The organism is Pantoea sp. A4 (genome assembly GCF_000295955.2).
In the GTDB taxonomy this organism is placed as follows: Bacteria; Pseudomonadota; Gammaproteobacteria; order Enterobacterales; family Enterobacteriaceae; genus Pantoea; species Pantoea multigeneris.
In genome coordinates this window covers 64393-87229 of sequence record NZ_ALXE01000036.1, presented here as the reverse complement: position 1 = coordinate 87229, position 22837 = coordinate 64393, and the positions used below count along the sequence as shown (strand labels likewise).

Here is a 22837-nt window from a genome sequence, read left to right as displayed (position 1 = left end):
CCCTTTTTATGTCACTGTCGAGGTGTACTATTTTTACCCGAGTAGCGAATTTTTGCCGCAAAGTCCTCAAACGTGATGAGGAGGCACCCGCAGAGGTGATTGAACCGGAGCGTCAACATATGGCGATCGTCCCTCGTGAGAGCCACAACATTTCGCGCAAAGATATCAGCGAAAATGCCCTGAAAGTGCTCTATCGCCTGAACAAAGCCGGTTTTGAAGCCTACCTGGTGGGCGGTGGCGTACGTGATTTACTGCTGGGCAAACAGCCGAAAGACTTCGATGTCTCCACCAATGCCACGCCAGAACAGATGCGCAAGCTGTTCCGCAACTGCCGTCTGGTCGGTCGTCGCTTCCGTCTGGCGCACGTCATGTTTGGCCCGGAAGTGATCGAAGTCGCCACTTTCCGTGGTCATCATCAGGAAGAAGAGCAGGATCGCAACAACTCACAGCGCGGCCAGAACGGCATGCTGCTGCGTGATAACATCTTTGGCTCAATTGAAGATGATGCCCAACGCCGCGATCTCACCATCAACAGCCTCTATTACAGCGTGGCCGATTTCACCGTGCGTGATTACGTCGGCGGCTTGCAGGATCTGGAGCTGGGGATTATCCGCATGATTGGCGATCCGGAAACCCGCTACCGCGAAGATCCGGTGCGTATGCTGCGCGTGGTGCGATTTGCCGCCAAACTGGATATGCGCGTCGCGGCAGAAACCGCAGAGCCAATTCCGCGCCTTGCCACGTTGCTGAATGATATTCCTCCTGCACGTCTGTTCGAGGAGTCACTCAAGCTGCTGCAGGCAGGTCACGGTTACAGCACCTACCTTAAGCTGCGTGAATTCCAGCTGTTCCAGCCGCTGTTCCCGACGATTACGCGGAACTTCACCGAAGCCGGTGACAGCGCGATGGAACGCATGATTATTCAGGTGCTGAAAAACACCGACAACCGCATTCAAAACGACATGCGCGTCAATCCCGCCTTCCTGTTTGCCGCTATTTTCTGGTATCCGCAAATGGAAGCGGCGCAGCAAATGGCGCAAGAGAGCGGTCTGCCGTGGTATGAAGCCTTTGCCCTGGCGATGAACGATACGCTGGATGAAGCCTGCCGTGCTCTGGCAATCCCGAAACGCATTACCACTCTGGTACGCGATATCTGGACGCTGCAACTGCGCATTTCACGCCGTCACGGTAAACGCGCCTGGAAGCTGATGGAACATCCGAAGTTCCGCGCAGCTTATGATCTGCTGGCACTGCGTGCCGAAGTGGAAAATAACCAGGAGCTACAGCGTCTGACGCACTGGTGGGGTGAATTCCAGGCGGCAGCACCGGTACAGCAAAAAACCATGCTGAACACCCTCGGGGATGATCCGGTTCCGCGCCGTAAAACCACCCGTCGTCCGCGCCGCCGTCCGAATGGCCCCGCGCGTAGCAACAACAGCAATAACAACGCCTCATGACCCGCGTTTACCTGGCGCTGGGCAGTAATCTCGCCGATCCACTGCATCAGGTGGATGCGGCGTTACAGGCGCTGGATGCACTGCCGCTGAGCCGCCGCGTGGCGACCTCAGCGCTGTATCGCACACCTCCCTATGGCCCGCCCGATCAGCCCGACTATCTCAATGCCGCAGTCGCACTGGAAACCGAACTCAGTGCTGAAGCCCTGCTGGACCACACACAGCGCATTGAGCTTGAGCATGGCCGGGTGCGCAAAGCGGAACGCTGGGGACCACGCACGCTGGATATCGACATCATGCTGTTCGGAGATGCGGTAATTAACACCGAGCGTCTTACCGTACCGCACTACGATATGCACCAACGGGCGTTTATGCTGCTTCCCCTGCTGGAAATTGCCCCTACCCTCTGCTTCCCTGACGGAAAGCCGTTAAAACCTCTGCTGGATGCGCTAGATAGCAGCACGATTCAGCCCTGGTTCAGCTGAATAGCACCGCAGACATATCCCTGCGGTGTTCATTGCAGTAAACTGCGCGCATCATAAATTGCTGTAATGAGCGCGTCATGAAACCCACCACTATTACTCAGTTACGCCAGTGGAAAGCCAGTGGTCACAAGTTTGCCACTCTGACTGCCTATGACTTCAGTTTTGCTCGTCTGTTTGCCGATGAAGGCATTCAGGTGCTGCTGGTAGGCGACTCTCTCGGTATGACGGTACAGGGCCACGAGTCTACCCTGCCCGTCACCCTTGACGATATTGCCTACCATACCGCTGCGGTACGCCGTGGGGCACCACAATCACTGCTGTTAGCCGATCTCCCCTTTATGAGCTATGCCACGCCGGAACAGGCGTGTATCAGTTCCGCACAGCTGATGCGTGCTGGGGCCAATATGGTCAAGCTGGAAGGCGGAGCATGGCTGGCAGAAACCGTACGCACGCTGACTGAGCGCGCGGTGCCGGTATGCGGCCACATTGGTTTGACGCCACAGTCGGTGAACATTTTTGGCGGCTATAAAATTCAGGGACGTGGCGACGAAGCCGCCGAGCGTCTACTGGCGGATGCGCTGGCCATTGAAGCCGCAGGCGCACAGCTCATGGTACTGGAGTGCGTGCCGGTAGCCGTGGCACAGCGTATCACCCAGGCATTGACCATTCCGGTGATCGGCATTGGTGCCGGTAACGTCACAGACGGCCAGATTCTGGTAATGCACGATGCTTTTGGTATCACCGGCGGCCACATTCCGAAATTTGCGAAAAACTTCCTCGCTGAAACCGGCGATGCGCGCGCGGCGATTCGCCAGTATATCGCCGAAGTGGAAGGCGGCCTCTATCCCGGCGCTGAACACAGCTTCCAGTAAGCAGGAGAAAAACGTGTTAATTGTTGAAACTATTGCGCTGCTGCGCCAGGAAATCCGCCGTCATCGCCTGCAAGGGAAACGCATTGCGTTGGTGCCCACCATGGGCAGCTTGCATGATGGCCACTTAACGCTGGTGGATGAAGCTCGCGCGCGTGGCGATATTGTTGTCACCTCAATCTTCGTGAACCCGATGCAGTTTGAACACGCTGATGATTTGGCGCGTTACCCTCGCACCTTGCAGGAAGATTGCGAGAAGCTGAACCGCCGCAAAGTCGATATTGTTTTTGCACCAGCCCCGGCTGAAGTCTATCCCGAAGGTCTGGATACCCACACCTATGTTGAAGTGCCGGTGCTGTCTGAAGTGCTGGAAGGTGCCAGCCGTCCTGGCCACTTCCGTGGTGTTGCTACCGTGGTGAGCAAGCTATTCCATCTGGTTCAGCCTGACGTTGCCTGCTTCGGCGAGAAAGACTTCCAGCAGTTAGCCATCATTCGCAAAATGGTGCGTGATATGGGCTTTGACATCGAAATTATCGGTGTGCCAACGGTGCGTGCCAAAGATGGCCTGGCGTTGAGTTCACGCAATGCCTATCTCACTGCGGAAGAGCGCAAACTGGCTCCTGGTCTGTCACAGGTGATGAACGCCATTGCCGAACGCCTGGCGAACGGCGAACGCCACGTCGAAGAGATTCTGGCCGAAGCCGAAACCGCGTTGCAGGAGAAAGGACTGCGCCCGGACGGACTGGCGATTTGTGATGCCGACTCGTTGCAGCCGTTGACCACCGAAAGCCAGCGCGCCGTAATTCTGATGGCTGGCTGGTTAGGCAAAGCGCGACTGATTGATAACCAACAGGTTGATCTGACGCAGTAAGCGTCACTCTGACACAGGAATTACCGCTATGATTCGCACGGTTTTGCAAGGCAAACTGCACCGCGTTACGGTGACACAGGCCGATCTCAATTACGAAGGCTCCTGCGCTATCGATCAGGATTTTCTGGATGCTTCCGGCATCCTGCAATATGAAGCCATCGATATCTATAACGTGACCAACGGTCAGCGTTTTTCCACCTACGCGATTTCTGCGGAAGCGGGTTCAAAAATTATCTCGGTCAATGGCGCGGCAGCACGCTGTGCCTGCGAAGGGGATATTTTGATTATCTGCTCTTACGTACAGGTAGAAGATGCTGTGGCACGCGAATGGCAGCCAAAGGTCGCTTACTTCGAAGGCCAGAATGAAATGAAGCGCCTGGCAAAGGCGCTTCCGGTACAGGTGGCTTAGGTCTCAAATGCCTCTGCTAAGCAGAGGCATTTTAACGGGTCATTTTTTGACGCACACGTAGAAATAGCTGTTGTTGTAATGCGTCTGATTTTTATTACCAGGCACTTCACGCTCGCCGTTACTATACGTTATGGTGCGGAAATATCCGGTGCCTACATTTACGCCAGATCGCGTACCGAAGATTTTATAAAGCGGATACGAAAATTCTCTGGTTGGTGAGCGTTCAATCGGTTCCACCGTCACAAAGTCCCCTTTATTTGCAGCAAAATAGTCTAGCGCCTCCATATCAGCGGCTGCTCCACCCCCATATGTACGGCAATTACGATTAGACTCCTCTTCCTCCTGCGTTTTAAATTCAGTGAACAGAGTCCAGTAATAGCGAGCCCCGACCTTATAGACCGGACGAACCGTGATTTGCCTGCTAAGAGAAGTCAGATTCGTATCAGCAATCGCTGATATGTCTGTTTTCGCTTTGGAAGTATTAATGGCGGTAAGAGTAGCGATTGCCTTACCGGCACTGTTCGTCACCGAAGTGCGCTCAACGGCACCGCCATTTGTCACGCTCCAGCTCACTGTCTGACCTTCAACTGGCCGTCCCTGCGCATCTTTTACCGTCGCGGTTAGAATATTTTCCTCTCCGCCGGAACCGGTCATAATTTTTCTGGCTTCTTCGAGGTAGTCGATACGTGCTGTTCTCGCATCGCCGGTAAACAGCACTTCATCGGCATTCACTTTGGTTTTCACCTGCGCTGAAACCACTACGCGCCCGGTATTGCTGTTACGTAACGTCGTCGTTACTTGTCCCTGTTCGTTGCTATCGCTAAAGCTCTGACTTAAGACGCCTGCGGTGGTTGACCAGTTAACACGCTGGTTTTTCAACAGATTACCTTTAGCATCCTGCACAATCGCGGTATAGATAATGCCATCAGCGCCGTCTGCGACCGCACGGACTTTATCTGACGTAATACTCCCTTTGACAATGTCTGCACTGCTGGCATCCGCGATAAACTGCACGTCTTTACTGGTGTTTTTTCCCTCTCCGGTACTGGCTCGTACCGTAACAGTTTCCGCCTTTACGTTGACCAGTTTGACAGTGACATAGCCATCTTTGTCACTTCGCCCTCTCAGAGCACTTCCGGCCGCGACCTGCGCAGAACCAGAAAGACTAAACAGGACTTCGTGATCTTCTACCGCATCACCATTTTTATCGGTGACACGCGCACGGACTTCGGCAGTAGCTACGCCATCGGCGACGACATTATCGTTAATCACCACCAGATCGCTGTCGATAATCCCCGGTAATCCGCTATCGGCGATTTGGTTAATTTTCAGCGGATTTAAGGTGGTGTTGAGTACCGAAGTGGTTACCGTCAGCTCACCAGGTTGTGTTCCGGCAGTAACAGAAAACTGGTAGCGACCGGTGCTCATTTCACGAATTTCTCCCAGCGTGGCATCTTGCTGGCCCGGCACAGCTTTTGCCTGCCGTAATTCAACCTTGATCTCCTGCGCCATATTGGTCAGTGGTTGGCCATCTTTGGCTTGCAGCGTCACCGTCACCGTCGTTGAGGATTTACCATCGGCGACCAGTAAATTATCTGCGACATCTACGCTACTGGCTCCGCTATCAACGCCCGGTTCCTGAATGATGATCTGTGTGGTGGCAACTGCCGAAGCGACATTACGACGATCGTAAGCAACAGCGCTCAGCGTGTACTGATTTTTATCGCTAAAGTTATAGCGTGGCAGAGTCAGCCGATAGCTCTCCGCGCTTAGCGCTTCGACTTTACCGCCCGCAGCCAGCAGCTCAGCATCATTCCAGACAATACGGTTTAGGCCGTGACGACTTTTCAGCGTGTAATCTATGGATTGCGTAGTGCCACTGGCACCGCTAATCGAGGCAGGTAGGGTAAGAATAAAACGCTCCTGCTGACGATATTCCAGCACGATATTATTATTACGTTCTACCAGATCCATGGCGCTACCCGCTAAGGTGCGGCGCTCATCAATCGCCATACGGTCCAGCTGTTTTTCCACTGGTACGCCAAGTTGATAGCTCACCTGCATGCCAAAACGTGTATCGCTGATACCGCTACCGACTTTATGATCGGCAGTAAAAGTTAAAAGTGGAAACGGGGTATAGCTGACACCGCCGGTAAAGGCGCTGGGATCTTTTTGTCTTTTCTCTTTATTACCGCCCAACGCCACTTCATTGCCGTAATACTGCTCATACATTAGCTTACCGCCGATAGCTGGCCAGTCTGGCAGCCAACCTTCAGCGCGCAGGTCAAAACCATTCGCCGGGCGAGCTTCATATTCAGCAACATCACGCGAGGCTTTCCAGTCAGACAGGCGGTAGTAACTGTTAACCGACAGTTTCAGGTAATCACGCCACACTTCACCACCCAGACCGAGGCGCTTATGCCCCCGGCTGAGGTTATGATCGTAAAAGGCGTTGTAGCCCAGCATCCAGTCATCAATAAAATGACGATGTCCAAGACCAAAATTCCCAGTGACCTGCGAGTCCAGCGTGCGCAAGCCTGGCTGGGCGAAAATAATATGATCATCATCCTGATACAATGGCAACAGCAGGTCTACCGAGCCGGAGTGGGTTTTAAATTTGCTGTCTGCGCCCAGCTCAACGCGCGCGTTACCGAACTGCTCAAGCCACTGCTGCATCTGGCTGGATGCCAGGCTGGTCGCCTGCTGGGTGGCATAGCCAGCCGCATTACCACTGGCGTAATTTTGTGCAAGCAGCGCAAGGTGTTGCGCGTTATTATCCGCAAGTACTGGAAAAGAAGTAATGGTCAGGGCTGAAATATATAAAGCATATTTTCCTCGCAGCTTATTAATACCATGAAAAAAACAAACGCCATTAAATATTTTTTCTTTCATTATATTTATCTCAAATAAGAAGGTGCGGGTATGTGGCAGACATGATGAAAAAGTTCATATAAAAAACCCTGCTATCGAAAATCGACAGCAGGGAGGTTATTTATTTTTACTGACTAACACAAACGTAATGTTGGCCCTCACGACCTGAAAGTTCACCGACCTCCTGAGTGTAATTTGCAGAAGAGAAATATCCTGAGTTATCTTTCCAGCTGTCACTTAGGCGATAATAAACGTCCAGTAGTTCTCCCTCGCCACCATAAGGATAAAAGTCGTGGCCTTTGGAGGCAAATTTCACCAAATCGTCTCTGGATGCCAGCCTGCCGTTACCATTTTTTTGACAATAGCTATTCGCTACAGACTGATTATCAGTGGGGAGCGAGGTGTGCATCGTCCAGTAATAACCATCCTCATCACCAACGTAACGCCTGGTGGCTAAGGTGAGTTTTTGTTCCTGTGTTTGATCGGATTCCAGTCGGGCAGTCACACGCAGTTCGCCTCCACTATATGAGCCAGAATAATCGGAGTTGACAATAAACTCTGAATACCCCTGTTCATCCGTATTTATATAATCAGATTCGAAATTATTATCACTTACCCAGTAGATGCTTTCATTTCTGACACCATTACCGTTAGCATCAACTACCCGAACTTTGAATTTTGCCGCAAAGCCAGGAATAAAAGTAATGGTGCTTCCCCCACTCTCTTCTTTTATATTCTCTAGCTTCGCGTTACTTGCATCAGCAATAAATTCAACGGATGAAGAGGTCTTCTGCTGTGCATAAATGGTCGCGGTGACCATCGCCATTCCTGATTTTTTACTGCTAAGGTCAATAGTTGCTACTCCATCTTTGTCCGTAATACTGCTCTCTGCGTTCAGCTCCCCCACACCGTCTAAGGTCCAGCTCACCTTGAAACCAGATACCCCCTGGTTATTACTATCAATGACCCTGGCGAAATAACGAACCAGCTGTTTACCATTTGCAACGACAGGTTGGCTCCCACTGCTATCGCTAATGGAATCTAATATTTCAGCTTCGATAAAACGCACGTTATTTTCTGTAGCAACCGGCGTTTGCCCACTGATTGCAGCACTCACTACTGCCTCTCCAGGTGCTTTAGCTGTCAGCCGTACAGTGACTTTACCCTCAGTATCCGTTTCAGCTGTGGTTTTTGACAGCTCACCATGAGTGGTAGCAAAAAGGATTTTCACTCCGTCCCCCGCCGCCGAGCCATCGGATTTTCGCACCTGAATGGTCCACTCGATAGCATCTTCACCATTTGCATACGCATTTGATTTATCCGCGCTGATGTCACTGGCAAGAATTTTATTCCCGCTGATATCGGCGGCAACCTGCTCAATGACGAACGGAGCAAGTGCTTTCCCCTCAACGCTAGCGGTTATCCGCAACGTGGCTGGGCTGTTGCCCGGCGTCAATGTATAGCGATATTTTCCCTCCCCCAGCTCAGTGGCTTCTGCGCTGAGACTGGCTTTGGCTGTGCCCGGCGCTGCACGATGGGTGCTTCTAAGGGGCGTTTCTTTTAACTCTGCACTCAGCAGGCTGGCCTTTCCGGTGACTGGCGTACCCGTACTGTCGCGCAGATTGACAATAATATCGACGGGGGCGCTGCCAGCGATAATTTCTGGCAAATTAGCCTCTACGGTACTGTTTCCCACATCAACGAAAGGTACATCCACACTTACTGTCGTTGCTACGCTGTTAGAGAGGTTATTACGCGCATCCTTAGCCACAATGGTTAACGGATATTTGTTCGTACTATTTTCCTGATAATCCGGCAAGGTGATCATGAAGTTATTAGCAAAACCACGGTGAATACTACCGCCAGCGGCAATTAAAGCAGCACCAGTGACCTGAATATCTTTCACCTCATATTTAGCGTTAACCTCAACGGGCAGAGTTAAGACCTGTCTGCTGATACCATGAATATCTGACGGGGCACGCACGAAGATCACTTCCTGCTTGCGGTACTCCAGCACAATATTGTTATTACGCTCAACCAGATCCTGAGCGCTACCTGCCAGAGTACGGCGCTCTCCTACTGCATCGCTATCCAGCTTTTTATGTAACGGAACCCCGATTTGATAAGCGAACTGTAAGCCAACGCGCGAATCACTGTAATCGCCACCGGTTTTGTGATCGGCGGTAAAGGTCATCAGCGGAAATGGCGTTAAGCTTATGCCGCCAGTGAAAGCACTCGGGTCTTTCTGCCGTTTGTTCTTGCCAAACAGCGCCACTTCATCGCCATAATACTGCTCATACATGACGCGGCCGCCCAACATCGGCATACTCGGCAACCAGCCCTCGGCACGCAGATCAAAACCATTGGCCGGGCGTGCTTCGTAATCGGTTAAATTTTTCGCTGTTTTCCAGTCTGAAATGCGGTAGTAACCGTTAGCCGAGAGTTTCAGGTAGTCACGCCAGGCTTCGGCACCGAGGCCAAAACGTTTATGCCCCTGGCTGAGGTTTTGATCATAGAAGGCGTTGTAACCCAGCATCCAGTCATCAACAAAATGACGCTGGCCGAGACCAATATTCCCGGTGCTCTGGCTGTCACTGTGACGGAAACCGGTCTGGGTGAAGAACAGGCGATCATCATTTGTATAGAGAGGAACCAACAGATCCAGCGATGCGCCGTTGGTTTTAAACTTTTTATCCATGCTGAGTTCGAAACGCGCGGTCCCAAACTGCTGCAACCAGCTTTGCACCTGAGCAGTAGCCATGCTGGTGGCCTGCTGGGTGAAGTAGCTTTCAGCATCGCGTGATTCAGCCAACCCGCTGGCATGCTGTGCTGCACCCTCAAGCAACGGGTTTTCTAAAGGTGCATCGGTTGAGGCCCGCACGGTAGCGGCATAAAACGGAGTCAACGCCACCGCGAGCTGCACGGCAACCTGTGCCAGCGCAAAGCGACGCATCAAACGTCGTCCAGGTGATTGTGGCTCCCCACAGGTGGAAAGTTGTTTGCGCATAAATTCTCTCTTCTCAATAACAGGATGTTGAATATTTTGATTTAATCGGGCCGGCTAAAATGCTGGACGATTAACGAGAGAATTGTGAGAAATAAGCCCAAGGGCTAATACAGGCAGTGTCTGGGAAACTTATTGGGAATGTTGAAACATAAAAAAACGAGACCAGGCTATGGTCTCGTTTTAAAAACTGAATAATCAAATAAATATCAAGTGCGCAGGCCGCGCCCTTTTTGAATCAGGCTGTAAACAATCGCATAAAAAGCAACAATAAACGCCAGCAATACCGACAAACTCAGCACCAGTGAGACATCATGAATCCCTAAGAAACCGTAGCGGAATCCACTGATCATATACACAACCGGATTGAGCTTAGACACTGCCTGCCAGAAAGGAGGTAGCAAGGTCAGGGAGTAAAAAACGCCGCCCAGATAGGTTAACGGGGTCAATACAAAGGTCGGAATCAGGCTGATGTCATCAAATGTGCGGGCAAATACCGCATTTAGCAGGCCCGCCAGCGAGAACAGAATCGCGGTCAGCAGTAGCGTCAACGCCACCATGCCCCAGTCATAAACGTGGAAAGGCACGAAGAACAGCGAAATTGCCGTCACCAGAATGCCGACACACAGCCCACGAGCAACACCACCGCCAACATAACCGGCGATAATAATGTGCGTCGGGACCGGAGCCACCAGCAGCTCTTCAATATTGTGCTGAAACTTCGCACTGAAAAATGAAGAGGCGACATTGGCGTAAGCGTTGGTGATCACCGCCATCATGATCAGTCCAGGCACAATAAACTGCATATAGCTAAAGCCATGCATATCGCCAATGCGTGAACCAATCAAATTACCGAAAATAATAAAGTACAGCGTCATGGTAATAACCGGCGGCACCAGGGTCTGCACCCAAATACGTGCAAAGCGATTAATCTCTTTCGCCCAGATACTTTTCAGTGCTACCCAGTAAAGATGCGTCATACTTTTCCTCCTGCCTTGCCCTGCACCAGGCTAACAAACAGCTCTTCCAGACGGTTCGCTTTGTTGCGCATACTCAACACCTGCACCCCTTGCCCACTAAGCTGGCTAAATACGCTGTTCAGGCCCTGTTCACGCAGGACTTCCACTTCCAGCGTAGAGGTATCGACCAGGCGATACTGGAACCCTTCCAGGGTGGGAACCGGGCTGTGTGGTGCCAGATCAAGAATAAAGGTTTCGGATTTCAGCTTCGCCAGCAGCCCTTTCATGGAGGTGTTTTCTACCAGTTCACCGCTCTGAATGATCCCGATGTTGCGGCACAGCATTTCCGCCTCTTCCAGGTAGTGCGTGGTCAGAATAATGGTGGTGCCCTGTGCATTGAGCTCCTTAAGGAAGCCCCACATGGAACGGCGCAGTTCGATATCCACACCGGCCGTTGGCTCATCAAGAATCAGCAGCTTTGGCTCATGCATCAACGCACGGGCGATCATCAGACGGCGCTTCATCCCGCCGGAAAGCATACGTGCGCGTTCGTTACGTTTGCCCCACAGATCAAGCTGCGTCAGATATTTCTCTGCACGCACCAGTGCATCACGGCGCTCTACGCCATAGTAACCCGCCTGGTTAACCACAATCTGTAGCACCGTTTCAAACGGGTTAAAGTTAAATTCTTGTGGTACCAGCCCAAGCTGGCGTTTCGCATTGACCTTGTCTTTTTCCAGGTCATAGCCGAATACGCGCACATTGCCGCCAGACTTGTTGACCAGAGAACTGATAATGCCAATGGTGGTTGATTTCCCGGCACCGTTTGGCCCGAGTAGCGCATAAAAATCACCGGCTTCAACGTTAAGATCGATGCCTTTCAGCGCCTGTACGCCGCCAGAATAGGTTTTAGTTAGCCGGGAAAGTTCCAGTGCATAAGTCATGACGAATCCATACCCTGTATTAAGTTTTCCGCCAGCGTGATGCTGGCGGGAGCGCATTGTAGCGGAGTTGGTACAGGCGAACCTGGAAGATCGTGCGATTATTCGTCCAGCAGAACAACGTGACCGATATAAGGCAGGTGGCGATAGCGCTGCGCGTAGTCAATACCGAAACCAACAACAAACTTATCCGGGATGCTGAAACCGACATATTCTACCGGCACTTCAACTTCACGGCGTTCTGGCTTATCAAGCAGCGTACAAATCGCCAGTGATTTTGGTTCACGCAGCGCCAGAATTTCACGCACTTTGCTCAGTGTATTACCTGAATCGATAATATCTTCGACGATCAGCACATCTTTGCCGCGAATATCTTCGTCGAGGTCTTTAAGGATTTTCACGTCACGCGTGGATGACATTCCACTGCCGTAGCTTGAGGCGGTCATGAAGTCCACTTCATGCGGCACATCGATCGCACGGCACAGATCGGCCATAAACATAAAGGAACCGCGCAGCAGCCCAACTAATACCATTTCACTGCCGCTCTCACGGTAGTGTTCAGTAATGGCTTTACCCAGCTCAGCGATACGGGTGGCGATCTCTTCAGTGGAGATCATCACATCAACAGTGTGTTTCATAACCTTTGTCTCACAGACGTTAACCAGAAAAATCATGTCGCGAATGCACGGAGGCGAGCAAACAGCGAACCAATGAGGAGCGGAGTATAACAGCAACCGTAGAAGAGGGAAAAAGCGCCTGTGCGTTACTCGTTACAGGAACAGCAGGATAGCCCGCCGGGACTGGCCCGGCGGTGTGCGTTAAGCGACGGTGAAGCCCAGCATCATACCGGTGTCTTCATGCTCCAGCAGATGGCAGTGCGCCATATAGGCGTGTTCACTGGCAGCCGCATGATTAAAGCGTACCAGTACTTCGCTGCGCCAGCCGTTGACGCTAACCATATCCTTCCAGCCCTGGCGATGCGGCGCAGGGGCTTTACCGTTCTCCGACAAAATGCGGAACTGTGTGCCATGAATATGGAACGGGTGCAGCATCATGTCGCCTTCGCCAGAAATGGTCCATTTCTCCATGCTGCCCTGCGCCACATTAAACGCCGGGTGCTGCATATCGAAGGCTTTACCGTTGATTTTATTGCCGTTGTGGAAATCATATCCGGTGGCTTTTGGCGGATTCGCCATGCCATGCTGGCTATGATCCATTGCCATGCCTGACATGCCTTTCATCTCTGAGGCACCGTCATCCATTTGCATTCCCGCCATGTCGTGGTGGCTGTTTGCCATATCGTGACCTTTACCCATCGCCTGTGCGCCATAGCGCTGCATCAACGCCTGCATGCCCTGCTGGTCAAGTTGGGCATCCATGGAGAGTTGCAGCCAACGGCTATTGAGCTTATCGGTTGCGGGAACCGCAGGCAGGTCGACGAGTTTATCCGGCAGGGTGGCACTGGCCATCACGCGCAGCGGCAGAATCTGCACCAACGGCAGCGGTTGATCAAACGGAGCAAGCGTCATCCCCATCTGCTCGACCGGCAGGGTCACCAGATCAAAGGCTTTGCCATCGGAGGTATCCACCATCACCTCGAAACGCTCGCCCGGCAACAGCGGCAGGCTGCTCACGCTGACCGGTTCGGCCAGTAACCCTCCATCGCTGCCGATCACATACAGTGGACGTTTATCACTGGCGGCGATGTGCAGCGAGCGTGCATTACAGCCGTTAAGTAACCGCAGACGTAGCCAGCCGCGTGGCACGGCATGCTGCGGATACTGCACGCCGTTGGTCAGCATCATATTGCCAAACCAGCCTACCGCCGCGCGCATAATATCGAGCTGGTAGTCAATCGCATCGCCTGCGGTGTTGAGCTGCTTATCCTGGAAAATGAGCGGGACGTCATCCACACCCCACTGCACCGGTAGGCGCAACTTGCCGCTTTCACTGTCTTCCAGCAACACCAGGCCCGCCAACCCTTGCGCCACCTGGAAGCCAGTACGGCCATGCAGGTGTGGGTGGAACCAACAAGTGGCGGCGGGTTGGTCGGGCGTAAAAGTGACCTGCCGAGAGGCACCAGGCGCAATGTGTGCCTGTGGACCGCCATCGACCTCGCCGGGGATCTCCAGCCCATGCCAGTGAACCGTCGTCGCTTCAGGCAGCTGATTAAACAGGCTTACCGTCACCGGCTGGTTACGTTGCAAACGCAGGGCTGGCCCGAGCAGATTGCCGTTGTAGCCCCAGGTTGGCACCTTTTTGCCAGCAAATTCGCTGGTGCCGGTCATCGCCGTCAGGGTGATGTGCCCGCGTCCATCTGGCTCCAGCAGCGTAGGCAACGGGAGCAGCGGCCGGGTTTCAGCCATGAGAGAGCGGCTCCACAGCGGTAAAGCGCCTGCGGCACTCAGTGCAGCGCCTAATTTGAGGAATTGCCGACGTTGCATGACATCACTTCCTTATAATAAATATGGATATGCAAATGCTAAACCGTCCCCTTGCGGTAGGGTCAAGCGGCGATTACAGAATGCACTGAAAAAAAAGCCATCTGTGACGCAAAACGCATATTTATCGAAATACCTATATCAACTATGCTAACGTCAAACGACTATTCCTGATTGAGACAAATTATGAAGAAGAGCATCAGGCTGCTGATGGTTCTGGTGGGGCTGCTGAGCTTCTCCTCCTCCAGCTTCGCCCTGAGTGAATCAGAGGCCGAGGATATGGCTGATTTAACCGCCGTATTTGTCTACCTGAAAAACGATTGTGGTTATCAGGAACTTCCGGATGCACAAATCCGCAAGGCACTGGTGTTTTTTGCTCAGCAAAATCGCTGGGATTTAAGTAATTACAGCAGCTACAACATGAAGTCTCTGGGTGAAGACAGCTATAAAGATCTCAGCGGTATCGCCATCAGTAACAGCCAGAAGTGCAAAGCACTGGCGCGTGACTCCCTGAGTTTGCTGGCTTACGTCCGTTAAGATTTCGCCGTGCGGGCGGGTATAAATTTCGTTAAGATGGGTCGCTCTTATTTTCTGGCGTCCCCATCAGAGGAGAGCACCCGCCATGAGCGAAAAACCCACCTGGAATGAAACCCTGCACAGCGGGTTTGGTCAGTACTTCTCCGTCGATAACCCCCTCTATCGTGATAAAACCGACCATCAGGATCTGGTGATCTTCGAAAATGCCGCCTTTGGTCGGATCATGGCGCTGGATGGCGTGGTACAAACCACCGAACGCGATGAGTTTATCTACCACGAGATGATGGCCCACGTGCCGATTCTGGCGCACGGTGCAGCAAAGAACGTGCTGATTATTGGCGGCGGCGATGGCGGCATGCTCCGTGAAGTCACGCGTCACCCCGACGTAGAGTCGATCACCATGGTGGAAATTGACGCTGGTGTGGTGAGCTTTTGCCAGCAGTATCTGCCGAATCACAGCGCTGGAGCCTATGCCGATCCCCGCTTCACCCTGGTGATTGATGATGGCGTCAACTTCGTGAACCAGACGCAGCAGAAATTTGATGTGATTATCTCTGACTGCACCGATCCTATTGGCCCCGGTGAAAGCCTGTTTACCTCAGAATTCTATGCGGGCTGTAAAAACGCCCTGCATCCCGGTGGCATTTTCGTGGCCCAGAACGGGGTCTGCTTCCTGCAACAGGACGAAGCCGTCACCAGTCATCGTAAATTAAGCCACTACTTTAGCGATGTCAGCTTTTACCAGGCGGCGGTGCCCACCTATTATGGCGGTATCATGACGTTTGCCTGGGCCAGCGATAATCCCGCCCTGCGCGAACTGGATCTCACCACCTTAACATCACGCTTTGCCGCCGCCGGATTGCGCTGCCGTTATTACAATCCAGCGATTCACCTGGGTAGCTTTGCCTTGCCGCAGTACCTACTGGATGCACTGGCCCCTGCCGCTGAGTAAAAGGGATAAATCAAATTGCAAAAGCTAAAGCTGCATGGCTTCAATAACCTCACAAAAAGCCTGAGTTTTTGTATCTACGATATCTGTTATGCGAACAGCGATGCCGAACGCGATGGTTATATTGCCTATATCGATGAGCAATATAACGCCAATCGCCTGACAGAGATCTTGTCGGAAACCTGTTCAATCATTGGCGCTAACGTCCTGAATATTGCGCGCCAGGATTACGAGCCACAGGGTGCCAGCGTCACGATCCTGGTCAGCGAAGAACCTGTCGACCCAAAAGATATTGATACCTCTGAGCATCCCGGCCCGCTGCCCAATTCCGTGGTCGCGCACCTCGATAAAAGCCATATCTGTGTACACACCTACCCGGAAAGCCACCCGGAAGGCGGGCTGTGCACCTTCCGTGCTGATATCGAAGTCTCCACCTGCGGGGTTATTTCACCGCTAAAGGCCCTCAACTATCTGATTCATCAACTGGAATCAGATATTGTCACCATTGATTACCGCGTGCGTGGCTTTACCCGCGATGTGAACGGTATCAAGCACTTTATCGATCATGAAATTAACTCGATTCAGAACTTCATGTCCGACGATATGAAAGCGATGTATGACATGGTGGATGTGAATGTCTATCAGGAAAATATCTTCCACACCAAGATGCTGCTTAAAAAATTCGAGTTGAAACACTACCTGTTCAACACCCGACCAGAAGATCTCAGTGCAGATGAACATCAGCGCATCACCGGACTGCTCTGGAAAGAGATGCGTGAGATTTACTACGGACGGAATATTCCCGCGCTAGGCGTAAGATAATCCGTAATTATGGCGGCGTGTAATCCATGCCATTAAAACTGCGGGCAAGAATCCTCTCTTCCCGCAGCATATACTCCAGTTCAATCACTTTCACTAATTCCTGGGCAAGTATCTGTTCCTCAATGTTCACTACACGAAAAATCTGACCGGGTGGAATCACACCTTCAATCTTAACCCCTTGTGCAGCTGCGGCAGCATGATCCAGGTTTGCAGCCAGATAATGGTTTTTTATTCGGGTATAGTGCAGCGGCAAAACATTGAGTTTTCCTACGCTGCCAGCACGGGCAACCGGTAGGCGATAAATAACCTTCACCTCTTTTTCAGCGAACTGCTTAAAATAACTCGCAACGTAAATTTCCGGGCTGAAAAAGGTCAATTGATGGGACTGGAGCAAATCGCCTGCTTTCAAGGCGATACTGTCAGCAACCGTCATCGCATCACCATGAAAGAGTGTTGCTGCCTCCTGTAAAGTTATATCCGGCATGCTTTTTACCAGCGTTAATGTCTCCGTCAGCGTCTGGTGTTGCCAGGCATTCAACGAATGACTACCGCGCAAAAAATAACTTTTTGTCAAATGATTGGGGTACATGCCAGCCGCGAGATCGCTCACCAGTTCAGATTTTCTGCTCTCACTCAACGTTATCGCTTTCAGCCTTCTGGTGGGCGCGATATGTAGCTCCTGCTCGTGCAGGAGCTCCGACTTCAACACCGGCTGCCTGATATCCTGCATTGACTGAGCATACAACTTGACTGGCTGACCTTCGCTATTCAACGGCCCGGCTATTCCCCATCGCACATCAAGATGTAAATCAATCTGACTGGCAACCGCAGGAATACGAAGATCGTGACGCGTGGTCAGCCATTGGTTATTGACCCCCGCTGCCCGCCCCTCTTTCAGGTAGATCATCGCGTGATGTATCACGTCCTGATGTTGTGCATCTTCAGAGATAAAGCCCAGCCGGGCACCCAGCGGAATGGATTTGATCTGCTCCGTTGAGGTGATCAATAACGCATCTTTTCCCAGGAAATCCTGAAAACTGTTGGAGCGCGTTTTGAGTAACTGCAATGCCTGCTGTGGGGTGATCATGCCCGCCTTGCGTTGAATATCAATCACGAAGTCCCAGCAGCTTTTGACCATGACATCCTGACGCATTGAGGTGGTATAGCGTTCGGCAAATTTGGTGGCTTTTGCCGATGCAGCGGTACACAACGTCGGCCACAGTGAGCGACGCGTTCGACAGGCCGGTGAATCATCACTGATATCACTGTGAGCCCGCACCTGTGCTTTTGCCTGACGATAGCGCGTTTCTTCAGATGCAGCAGGCAGAAAATGGGGGGCAGCCAGCAGCAGGTTGATCTCCAGCGTCTCTGTCAGTTGAATAAACTCACGCTGGGCCTGTAGGGAGTGGGTGGCCGCGTTGCTGTACCGTTGCCACTGTGCGACAACCGGCAAACCGAGTGAGGCAGCGTTAATGACTTTTCCTGTAATTTGCAGTCCCCCTTCGACGATGGTTTTCGTCACGCCTTCCAGCGCCAGCGCCTCCAGGGCTAACGGCTCGGTCAATGGGATAATCAGCGCCACATCGGTGGCTATTTCAGCCAGACGATCGTAAAAGCGAATTTTGTTTAATGCGGCGATTTCCGCCGCTGAGTTAAACAGCTGTTGTGCAATACTTTTGCGCGCGGTTTTATGCGCCTCAACCAGAGCAACAACCGGATTGCTGTTTTCTACCAGGGAAAACATTTCTCTGATTGTTACATCAACCGGTTGTGCCCGCGCAGGTGTTGCTACCGTGATTCTTTGCAACTTTTTCAGGCCGCTGAAGGGGAAAAAATCCTGTAAAAAGGGGATGGTACTGTCTGGCACCCGAAATTTTTCGCCATCCGGTGTCAGCGTCATGATGTGAAAAACGCTGTTTCCCATCGAGACGCTACAGGCGAGATAGTGATGAGGCCAGTCACTGCTAATCAGGATCAATCGGTCAGCGACGGTATTCTCTTCACCGTGATGTTGCAGCAAAAAACCACTCTGCTCTCCAACACGAATAGCTTCAGCCTGCTGTGCGTATGACTGTTGCTGTGAAGGATTGAGGCTCGAATATTGCGGATACTGCCCGGCGATGACGCGATCGAGTGTCGCCCCAAGCGCAAGATCCATCACGTAGGTACGGGCGGCAAGCTGCCAGTCATTAGCAAATAGCGCCTCAATATATTCATCCCAGGCTTCGCGCAGCAGTGAGGGATTATTGACACACTCCCTGATCACACTACTGTTACTGGCGGCGGCCAGCGAAAACCTCACCTGCTGAAAATCATCTCGCTGGGTAAGTTTAGCGCCGCTGCGAAAACGTACCGAAGGCACCGTTTCGACCATCATTTCCTGCGGCTCAAAAAAATTTTTGCGCTGTTGTAAGAACCGCCAGAAGGTTTGTACCGTGGTTTTTTCATGGTACGTCAGACTGTCCAGTAACGAACCCGCTATCGGATTGATAATGGAAGCGGTACGGTATGCAGCACCGCGCACGGTGGGATATTTCGGCTTTATTGATTCAAAATAGGTCGCGCCGATCGTGACATTCAGTGCATCGGCAATCTGCGTTTTCTGCTGTAACCAGTGATTGAGATACCCTTTGAAATTGTTCAACCACCGTCCTTCCTTATCATTGATTTTCTCTGATAAAAGTACCTGGACGGCAGCCGCTTTGGTTACAGGCGTGGAGCTATTATGGACTGTCTGGGCCACCTCTCCCGCCAGATAGGTGGCAAACTGGCGATAGCCCACGGTTTTTTTTTCTACTGCTCGCCTGAGCCAGATGCTGCTAAAGCAAGCTCTGGATGACTCGGGCTCCATTACGCGCCATGCGACATCGTAAACATCACTCTCTTTTTTCACCAGAAACACATTTCTGTACGGTGAATCCACGCTGCCGCTTTCAAACTGCGGTGAGGTGCTGTTATAGCTCTGCTCCGTGACTGCCGCCAGATGCAGATGATTTTTACTTACCAGCAGGGAAATGGGCACGGTTCGCTGGATCTGTTGCAGAATATCGAAATGCCAACTGTGAGCAGAGTCATTCACCCTTTGTGGGGTGTAATTGCGGGAAAAGATCAGGTTCCCGAGACGATCGCTTAATTCAAGCGCAAACACTTTCCCCGCAGGAAAAACATGGCCTTGTCTGTGTTCGCTATCTCTGTCGTGCAGTATACCGACCAGACGATAATTATCCGGCAAATTACCGGGTTTCTCCCAGCCGTTGATCGCAGCGACATAATTCAGCAGATCCCTACCGCTATAAGCGACATCGTAAATAAAATAGCGTTCTGCCAGTTCCATTTTCATCTGTTTTTGCACCCGCAGATCGCTGGAGAGATTGAAATAAGCAGCATGGCGTTGCTTAACATCCATTTCGCTCAACGTCAGCAATGTCTGTGCTGGCGTGGGCTGAAAACGGACATGCTGCCTTCTGAAACTGGCGGCCTGACTAAACGGATTTTCGGATACCCGCTGGAATAGCGAGGAAAATTTTGTCGCGGTGACATCAAAAGGCATTAATCCCCCGGAGAAAATTATGCAGACACAAAGGGTGTTGTACCGAACACTCTGGGTGTGCACGGTTATCTTTGAGTTCAGCATGAGTGAAAAGAGAGGGGGAGCAGCGAAGATAAAAAAGGGAGCCGGACGGGCTCCCTTGCGGTTATTTGCTCAGGCTGAGCGGTTTTTCCACTTCAGCGCCAGGCGCTTTGACCTGATGCAGATGCACATCCATCTGCGGATAAGGGATGCCGATCCCCTTCGCATCCAGCGCGTTTTTGAAGTCTTTCATCAGATCCCAGTAGACGTTCTGCAGATCGCCACTGTTGCTCCAGCAACGCACGATGAAGTTGAGGGAAGACGGTGCCATTTCGTTCAGGCCAACCTGAATGCCCTTCTCCTGAATAACGCGCGCATCGGCTTCAACCACCTGACGCAGCAGCGCGAGTACTTCGTCAACGTTCGCATCGTACGCCACACCAATCACAAACTCATTGCGGCGCATCGGCTCACGGGAATAGTTGAGGATATTGCCGGAGATGATCTTGCTGTTCGGCACCACCACAATTTTGCCGTCAGAAGAACGCATGGTGGTAGAGAAAATCTGCACGTTCAGCACCGTACCGGCCACACCGCCCAGATCAACATATTCACCGGTACGGATCGGACGGAAGGTGACCAGCAGCACGCCTGCGGCAAGGTTGGAGAGTGAACCCTGCAACGACAGTGCAACGGCCAATGTCGCCGCACCCAATACCGCAATCACCGAAGCGGTCTGCACCCCTACCCGGCCCAGCGCGGCAATCAGCGTAAAGGCGATGATGGCATAACGCAGCATGGAGGAGAGGAAGTCCGCCACGGTCACATCAATACTGCGCGCCCGCATCACGCGGTTAATGCCATTCGAGATGACACGTGCCGCGATAATGCCAACAACAATAATGCCGATGGCCGCAACGATATTCACAGCATAGCTAAGCAGCAACGCCTGATTACGTACTAACCAGCCACCGGCATTATGGATGCCGTCTACCACATTTAAATCTTCCATTTCATTACCCTGTTGTTAAGTTCCGCAGCGCGGAATGAACAAAAACGGCCAGAGAAGCTCCGACACTCCAAACCAAAAGGGTAACTAAAAAACCGGGCATGTGCCAAATTTGCGACGAAACCGTCTACTTTTTCGCCATTAAGTGGAGGAAAAAGCGCATTCTGGCGCAAATTCGCGCCAGAATGGCCTGGTCAGGCGAAAATTTTTGGCTTGTCGATCTTACCGACTGGCGTACGCGGCACCTGCGCCAAAGATTCAATGGCATAGCTGATATTCCACGCGGCCAGTGCCTGCTCCACCCGATGCTGCGCCTGCGCAAACTGTGCCGCTTCCTGAGCATGAATGGCCACGCGAAGATGCTGCTCACCCGCCTGCGGCTGTGCAACCTGGGTGAAAACCTCCGCTTCCGCCGCCAGCGCCGTCAGGACATAATCCAGTTCAGCGCTGAATTTTGCCCCTTCCGTGGTGATCAACACATCATTCACTCGCCCCAGAATCACGTATTTGCCATCGTCACGCAGTGAAGCGATATCGCCGGTAAAGTAGCGTCCGTTGCGGAAGGTTTTGGCATTCGCCGCCGGATTAGCCAGATAGCCCTCGCTGGTAAAAGGCGAGATCAACACCAGCTCACCGCAGTTGTGTGCCAGACCTGGCAAGGGTGACAGCTCAGCACGCACGCCTGGCAACAGGCTCATGCCAAGATCGCCCGCCACTTCACGGCTGTGACGGACCATCGCCAGACCAAAGTCCGTGGAACCGTAGAGTTGCTTAAGCGCCAGCCCGGCCTGCTGATAAACCTGCTGCAACAGATGCTGATTAATGTAGCTACCGCCGCAAAACGGCTGACGAATAAAGCTGAGATCTTCACCCTGACACAGCGCCGCCAGCGCCTGATAGTGTGCGGGCAGCGCACTCATCATACTGGGGCGGAAATGCAGAATCAGCCGCAGGATCTCGGCGTCACTCTCCTTGCCTGAGCACAGAATCAGTTTTGCCCCCGCCAGCAAACTGGTAAATACATGCAGGTCTGTTGCGTGAGCCACATCCAGCGCGTGACGACAGAACACCACATCGTTCTCGCCAGCACCAATGCCACGGATCCAACGCTGACGCTCCAGCACCAGCTTATGCTGATTCCAGACAATCACTTTAGGGAAACCGGTAGAGCCAGAAGACCACAGCATGCGGAAGACACCGGTATGCACCGCCGCTGCCACCGGCTCTGACGGCACAGTCGCGCTAAACAGTTGCGTCAGTTCGACAGTAGCCAGCGGCTGCGGATCAATCTGGCGCGAGCCATCAACAACCAGCACTGCCGGGCGAATCACCTCAATGGACTGACGAATATAATCCGCACTGAAATTTTCCAGCACCGGGTAGTAAGCAATGCCCGATTTCGCACAGGCTATAATCAGCGCGATGTAGTTAATGCTGTTACTCAGCAGCAGAGCAATGGATTGTCCGGCACTTAGCCCCTGTTGTGCCAGCCCAGCGGCAGCAAGGTCGATACGCGCCATCAGTTCGCCATACGTCACCTGCTCACCAGAAACACAGGTAATGGCGACTTTGTCCTCGTGTTCCAGCGCAATCGCCAGCAAGGCATCATACAGCGAGGAGTGGGTGGAATAGCTCATCTTGCGCT

17 protein-coding genes are annotated in these 22837 nt (G+C 52.4%); 8 read left to right on the top strand and 9 right to left on the bottom strand.

Annotated features, from left to right (window positions below; translation table 11 throughout):
• Positions 1–29 precede the first annotated feature (29 nt).
• The 5 genes from pcnB (at position 30) to panD (ending at position 4088) form a co-directional block, all read left to right on the top strand.
• Complete coding sequence (pcnB, locus tag B880_RS0116220) at positions 30–1457, top strand: polynucleotide adenylyltransferase PcnB (protein WP_237761022.1); 1428 nt, start codon at positions 30–32, stop codon at positions 1455–1457.
• The gene (gene folK, locus B880_RS0116215; protein ID WP_017348496.1) at positions 1454–1939 is read left to right on the top strand and encodes a 2-amino-4-hydroxy-6-hydroxymethyldihydropteridine diphosphokinase; all 486 of its coding nucleotides are present in this window, start codon (positions 1454–1456) and stop codon (positions 1937–1939) included. Before pcnB ends, folK begins: the two co-directional genes overlap by 4 nt.
• Before the next feature lie 77 nt (positions 1940–2016).
• Positions 2017–2811 (top strand): 3-methyl-2-oxobutanoate hydroxymethyltransferase, encoded by a 795-nt coding sequence (gene panB, locus B880_RS0116210; protein ID WP_017348495.1) that lies wholly within the window; start codon positions 2017–2019, stop codon positions 2809–2811.
• A 13-nt stretch (positions 2812–2824) separates the two neighbouring features.
• Complete coding sequence (panC, locus tag B880_RS0116205; protein WP_017348494.1) at positions 2825–3679, top strand: pantoate--beta-alanine ligase; 855 nt, start codon at positions 2825–2827, stop codon at positions 3677–3679.
• 28 nt (positions 3680–3707) lie between these two features.
• On the top strand, positions 3708–4088 hold the full coding sequence (panD, locus tag B880_RS0116200; RefSeq protein ID WP_017348493.1) for an aspartate 1-decarboxylase: 381 nt from the start codon (positions 3708–3710) through the stop codon (positions 4086–4088).
• A 39-nt stretch (positions 4089–4127) separates the two neighbouring features.
• Here the strand turns inward: panD and B880_RS0116195 are convergent, their stop codons facing one another.
• The 6 genes from B880_RS0116195 to cueO all read right to left on the bottom strand — a co-directional run bounded on the left by B880_RS0116195 (position 4128) and on the right by cueO (position 14307).
• Positions 4128–6980, bottom strand: a complete 2853-nt coding sequence (locus B880_RS0116195) for an inverse autotransporter beta domain-containing protein (RefSeq protein ID WP_017348492.1) — start codon at positions 6978–6980, stop codon at positions 4128–4130.
• A gap of 106 nt (positions 6981–7086) precedes the next feature.
• Positions 7087–9966: an inverse autotransporter beta domain-containing protein gene (locus B880_RS25665; RefSeq protein WP_083482097.1), complete on the bottom strand. Its 2880-nt coding sequence runs from the start codon at positions 9964–9966 to the stop codon at positions 7087–7089.
• Between the two features lie 206 nt (positions 9967–10172).
• Positions 10173–10943, bottom strand: a complete 771-nt coding sequence (locus B880_RS0116185) for an ABC transporter permease (protein WP_017348490.1) — start codon at positions 10941–10943, stop codon at positions 10173–10175.
• On the bottom strand, positions 10940–11866 hold the full coding sequence (locus tag B880_RS0116180) for an ABC transporter ATP-binding protein (protein WP_017348489.1): 927 nt from the start codon (positions 11864–11866) through the stop codon (positions 10940–10942). The genes B880_RS0116185 and B880_RS0116180 overlap by 4 nt, the downstream gene beginning before the upstream one ends.
• Before the next feature lie 98 nt (positions 11867–11964).
• The gene (hpt, locus tag B880_RS0116175) at positions 11965–12501 is read right to left on the bottom strand and encodes a hypoxanthine phosphoribosyltransferase (protein ID WP_017348488.1); all 537 of its coding nucleotides are present in this window, start codon (positions 12499–12501) and stop codon (positions 11965–11967) included.
• 180 nt (positions 12502–12681) lie between these two features.
• Positions 12682–14307 carry a multicopper oxidase CueO gene (gene cueO / locus B880_RS0116170; RefSeq protein WP_017348487.1) on the bottom strand — a complete coding sequence of 542 codons (1626 nt, stop codon included), beginning with the start codon at positions 14305–14307 and terminating at the stop codon, positions 12682–12684.
• 183 nt (positions 14308–14490) lie between these two features.
• On the opposite strand from cueO, the gene B880_RS0116165 reads away from it, so the two are divergent.
• The 3 genes from B880_RS0116165 to speD all read left to right on the top strand — a co-directional run bounded on the left by B880_RS0116165 (position 14491) and on the right by speD (position 16612).
• Positions 14491–14841: a YacC family pilotin-like protein gene (locus B880_RS0116165; protein WP_017348486.1), complete on the top strand. Its 351-nt coding sequence runs from the start codon at positions 14491–14493 to the stop codon at positions 14839–14841.
• An 85-nt stretch (positions 14842–14926) separates the two neighbouring features.
• On the top strand, positions 14927–15793 hold the full coding sequence (gene speE, locus B880_RS0116160; RefSeq protein ID WP_017348485.1) for a polyamine aminopropyltransferase: 867 nt from the start codon (positions 14927–14929) through the stop codon (positions 15791–15793).
• A 15-nt stretch (positions 15794–15808) separates the two neighbouring features.
• The gene (speD, locus tag B880_RS0116155; RefSeq protein ID WP_017348484.1) at positions 15809–16612 is read left to right on the top strand and encodes an adenosylmethionine decarboxylase; all 804 of its coding nucleotides are present in this window, start codon (positions 15809–15811) and stop codon (positions 16610–16612) included.
• A 7-nt stretch (positions 16613–16619) separates the two neighbouring features.
• Here speD and B880_RS0116150 read toward each other — a convergent pair whose 3' ends face one another.
• From B880_RS0116150 to B880_RS0116140, 3 genes are all read right to left on the bottom strand, one after another.
• Positions 16620–20162 carry a hypothetical protein gene (locus tag B880_RS0116150; RefSeq protein ID WP_017348483.1) on the bottom strand — a complete coding sequence of 1181 codons (3543 nt, stop codon included), beginning with the start codon at positions 20160–20162 and terminating at the stop codon, positions 16620–16622.
• A 145-nt stretch (positions 20163–20307) separates the two neighbouring features.
• Positions 20308–21195 (bottom strand): small-conductance mechanosensitive channel MscS, encoded by an 888-nt coding sequence (gene mscS, locus B880_RS0116145; protein ID WP_017348482.1) that lies wholly within the window; start codon positions 21193–21195, stop codon positions 20308–20310.
• A 191-nt stretch (positions 21196–21386) separates the two neighbouring features.
• A complete protein-coding gene (locus B880_RS0116140; protein WP_017348481.1) occupies positions 21387–22829 on the bottom strand; it encodes a class I adenylate-forming enzyme family protein in 1443 nt (480 codons plus the stop codon).
• Positions 22830–22837 lie beyond the last annotated feature (8 nt).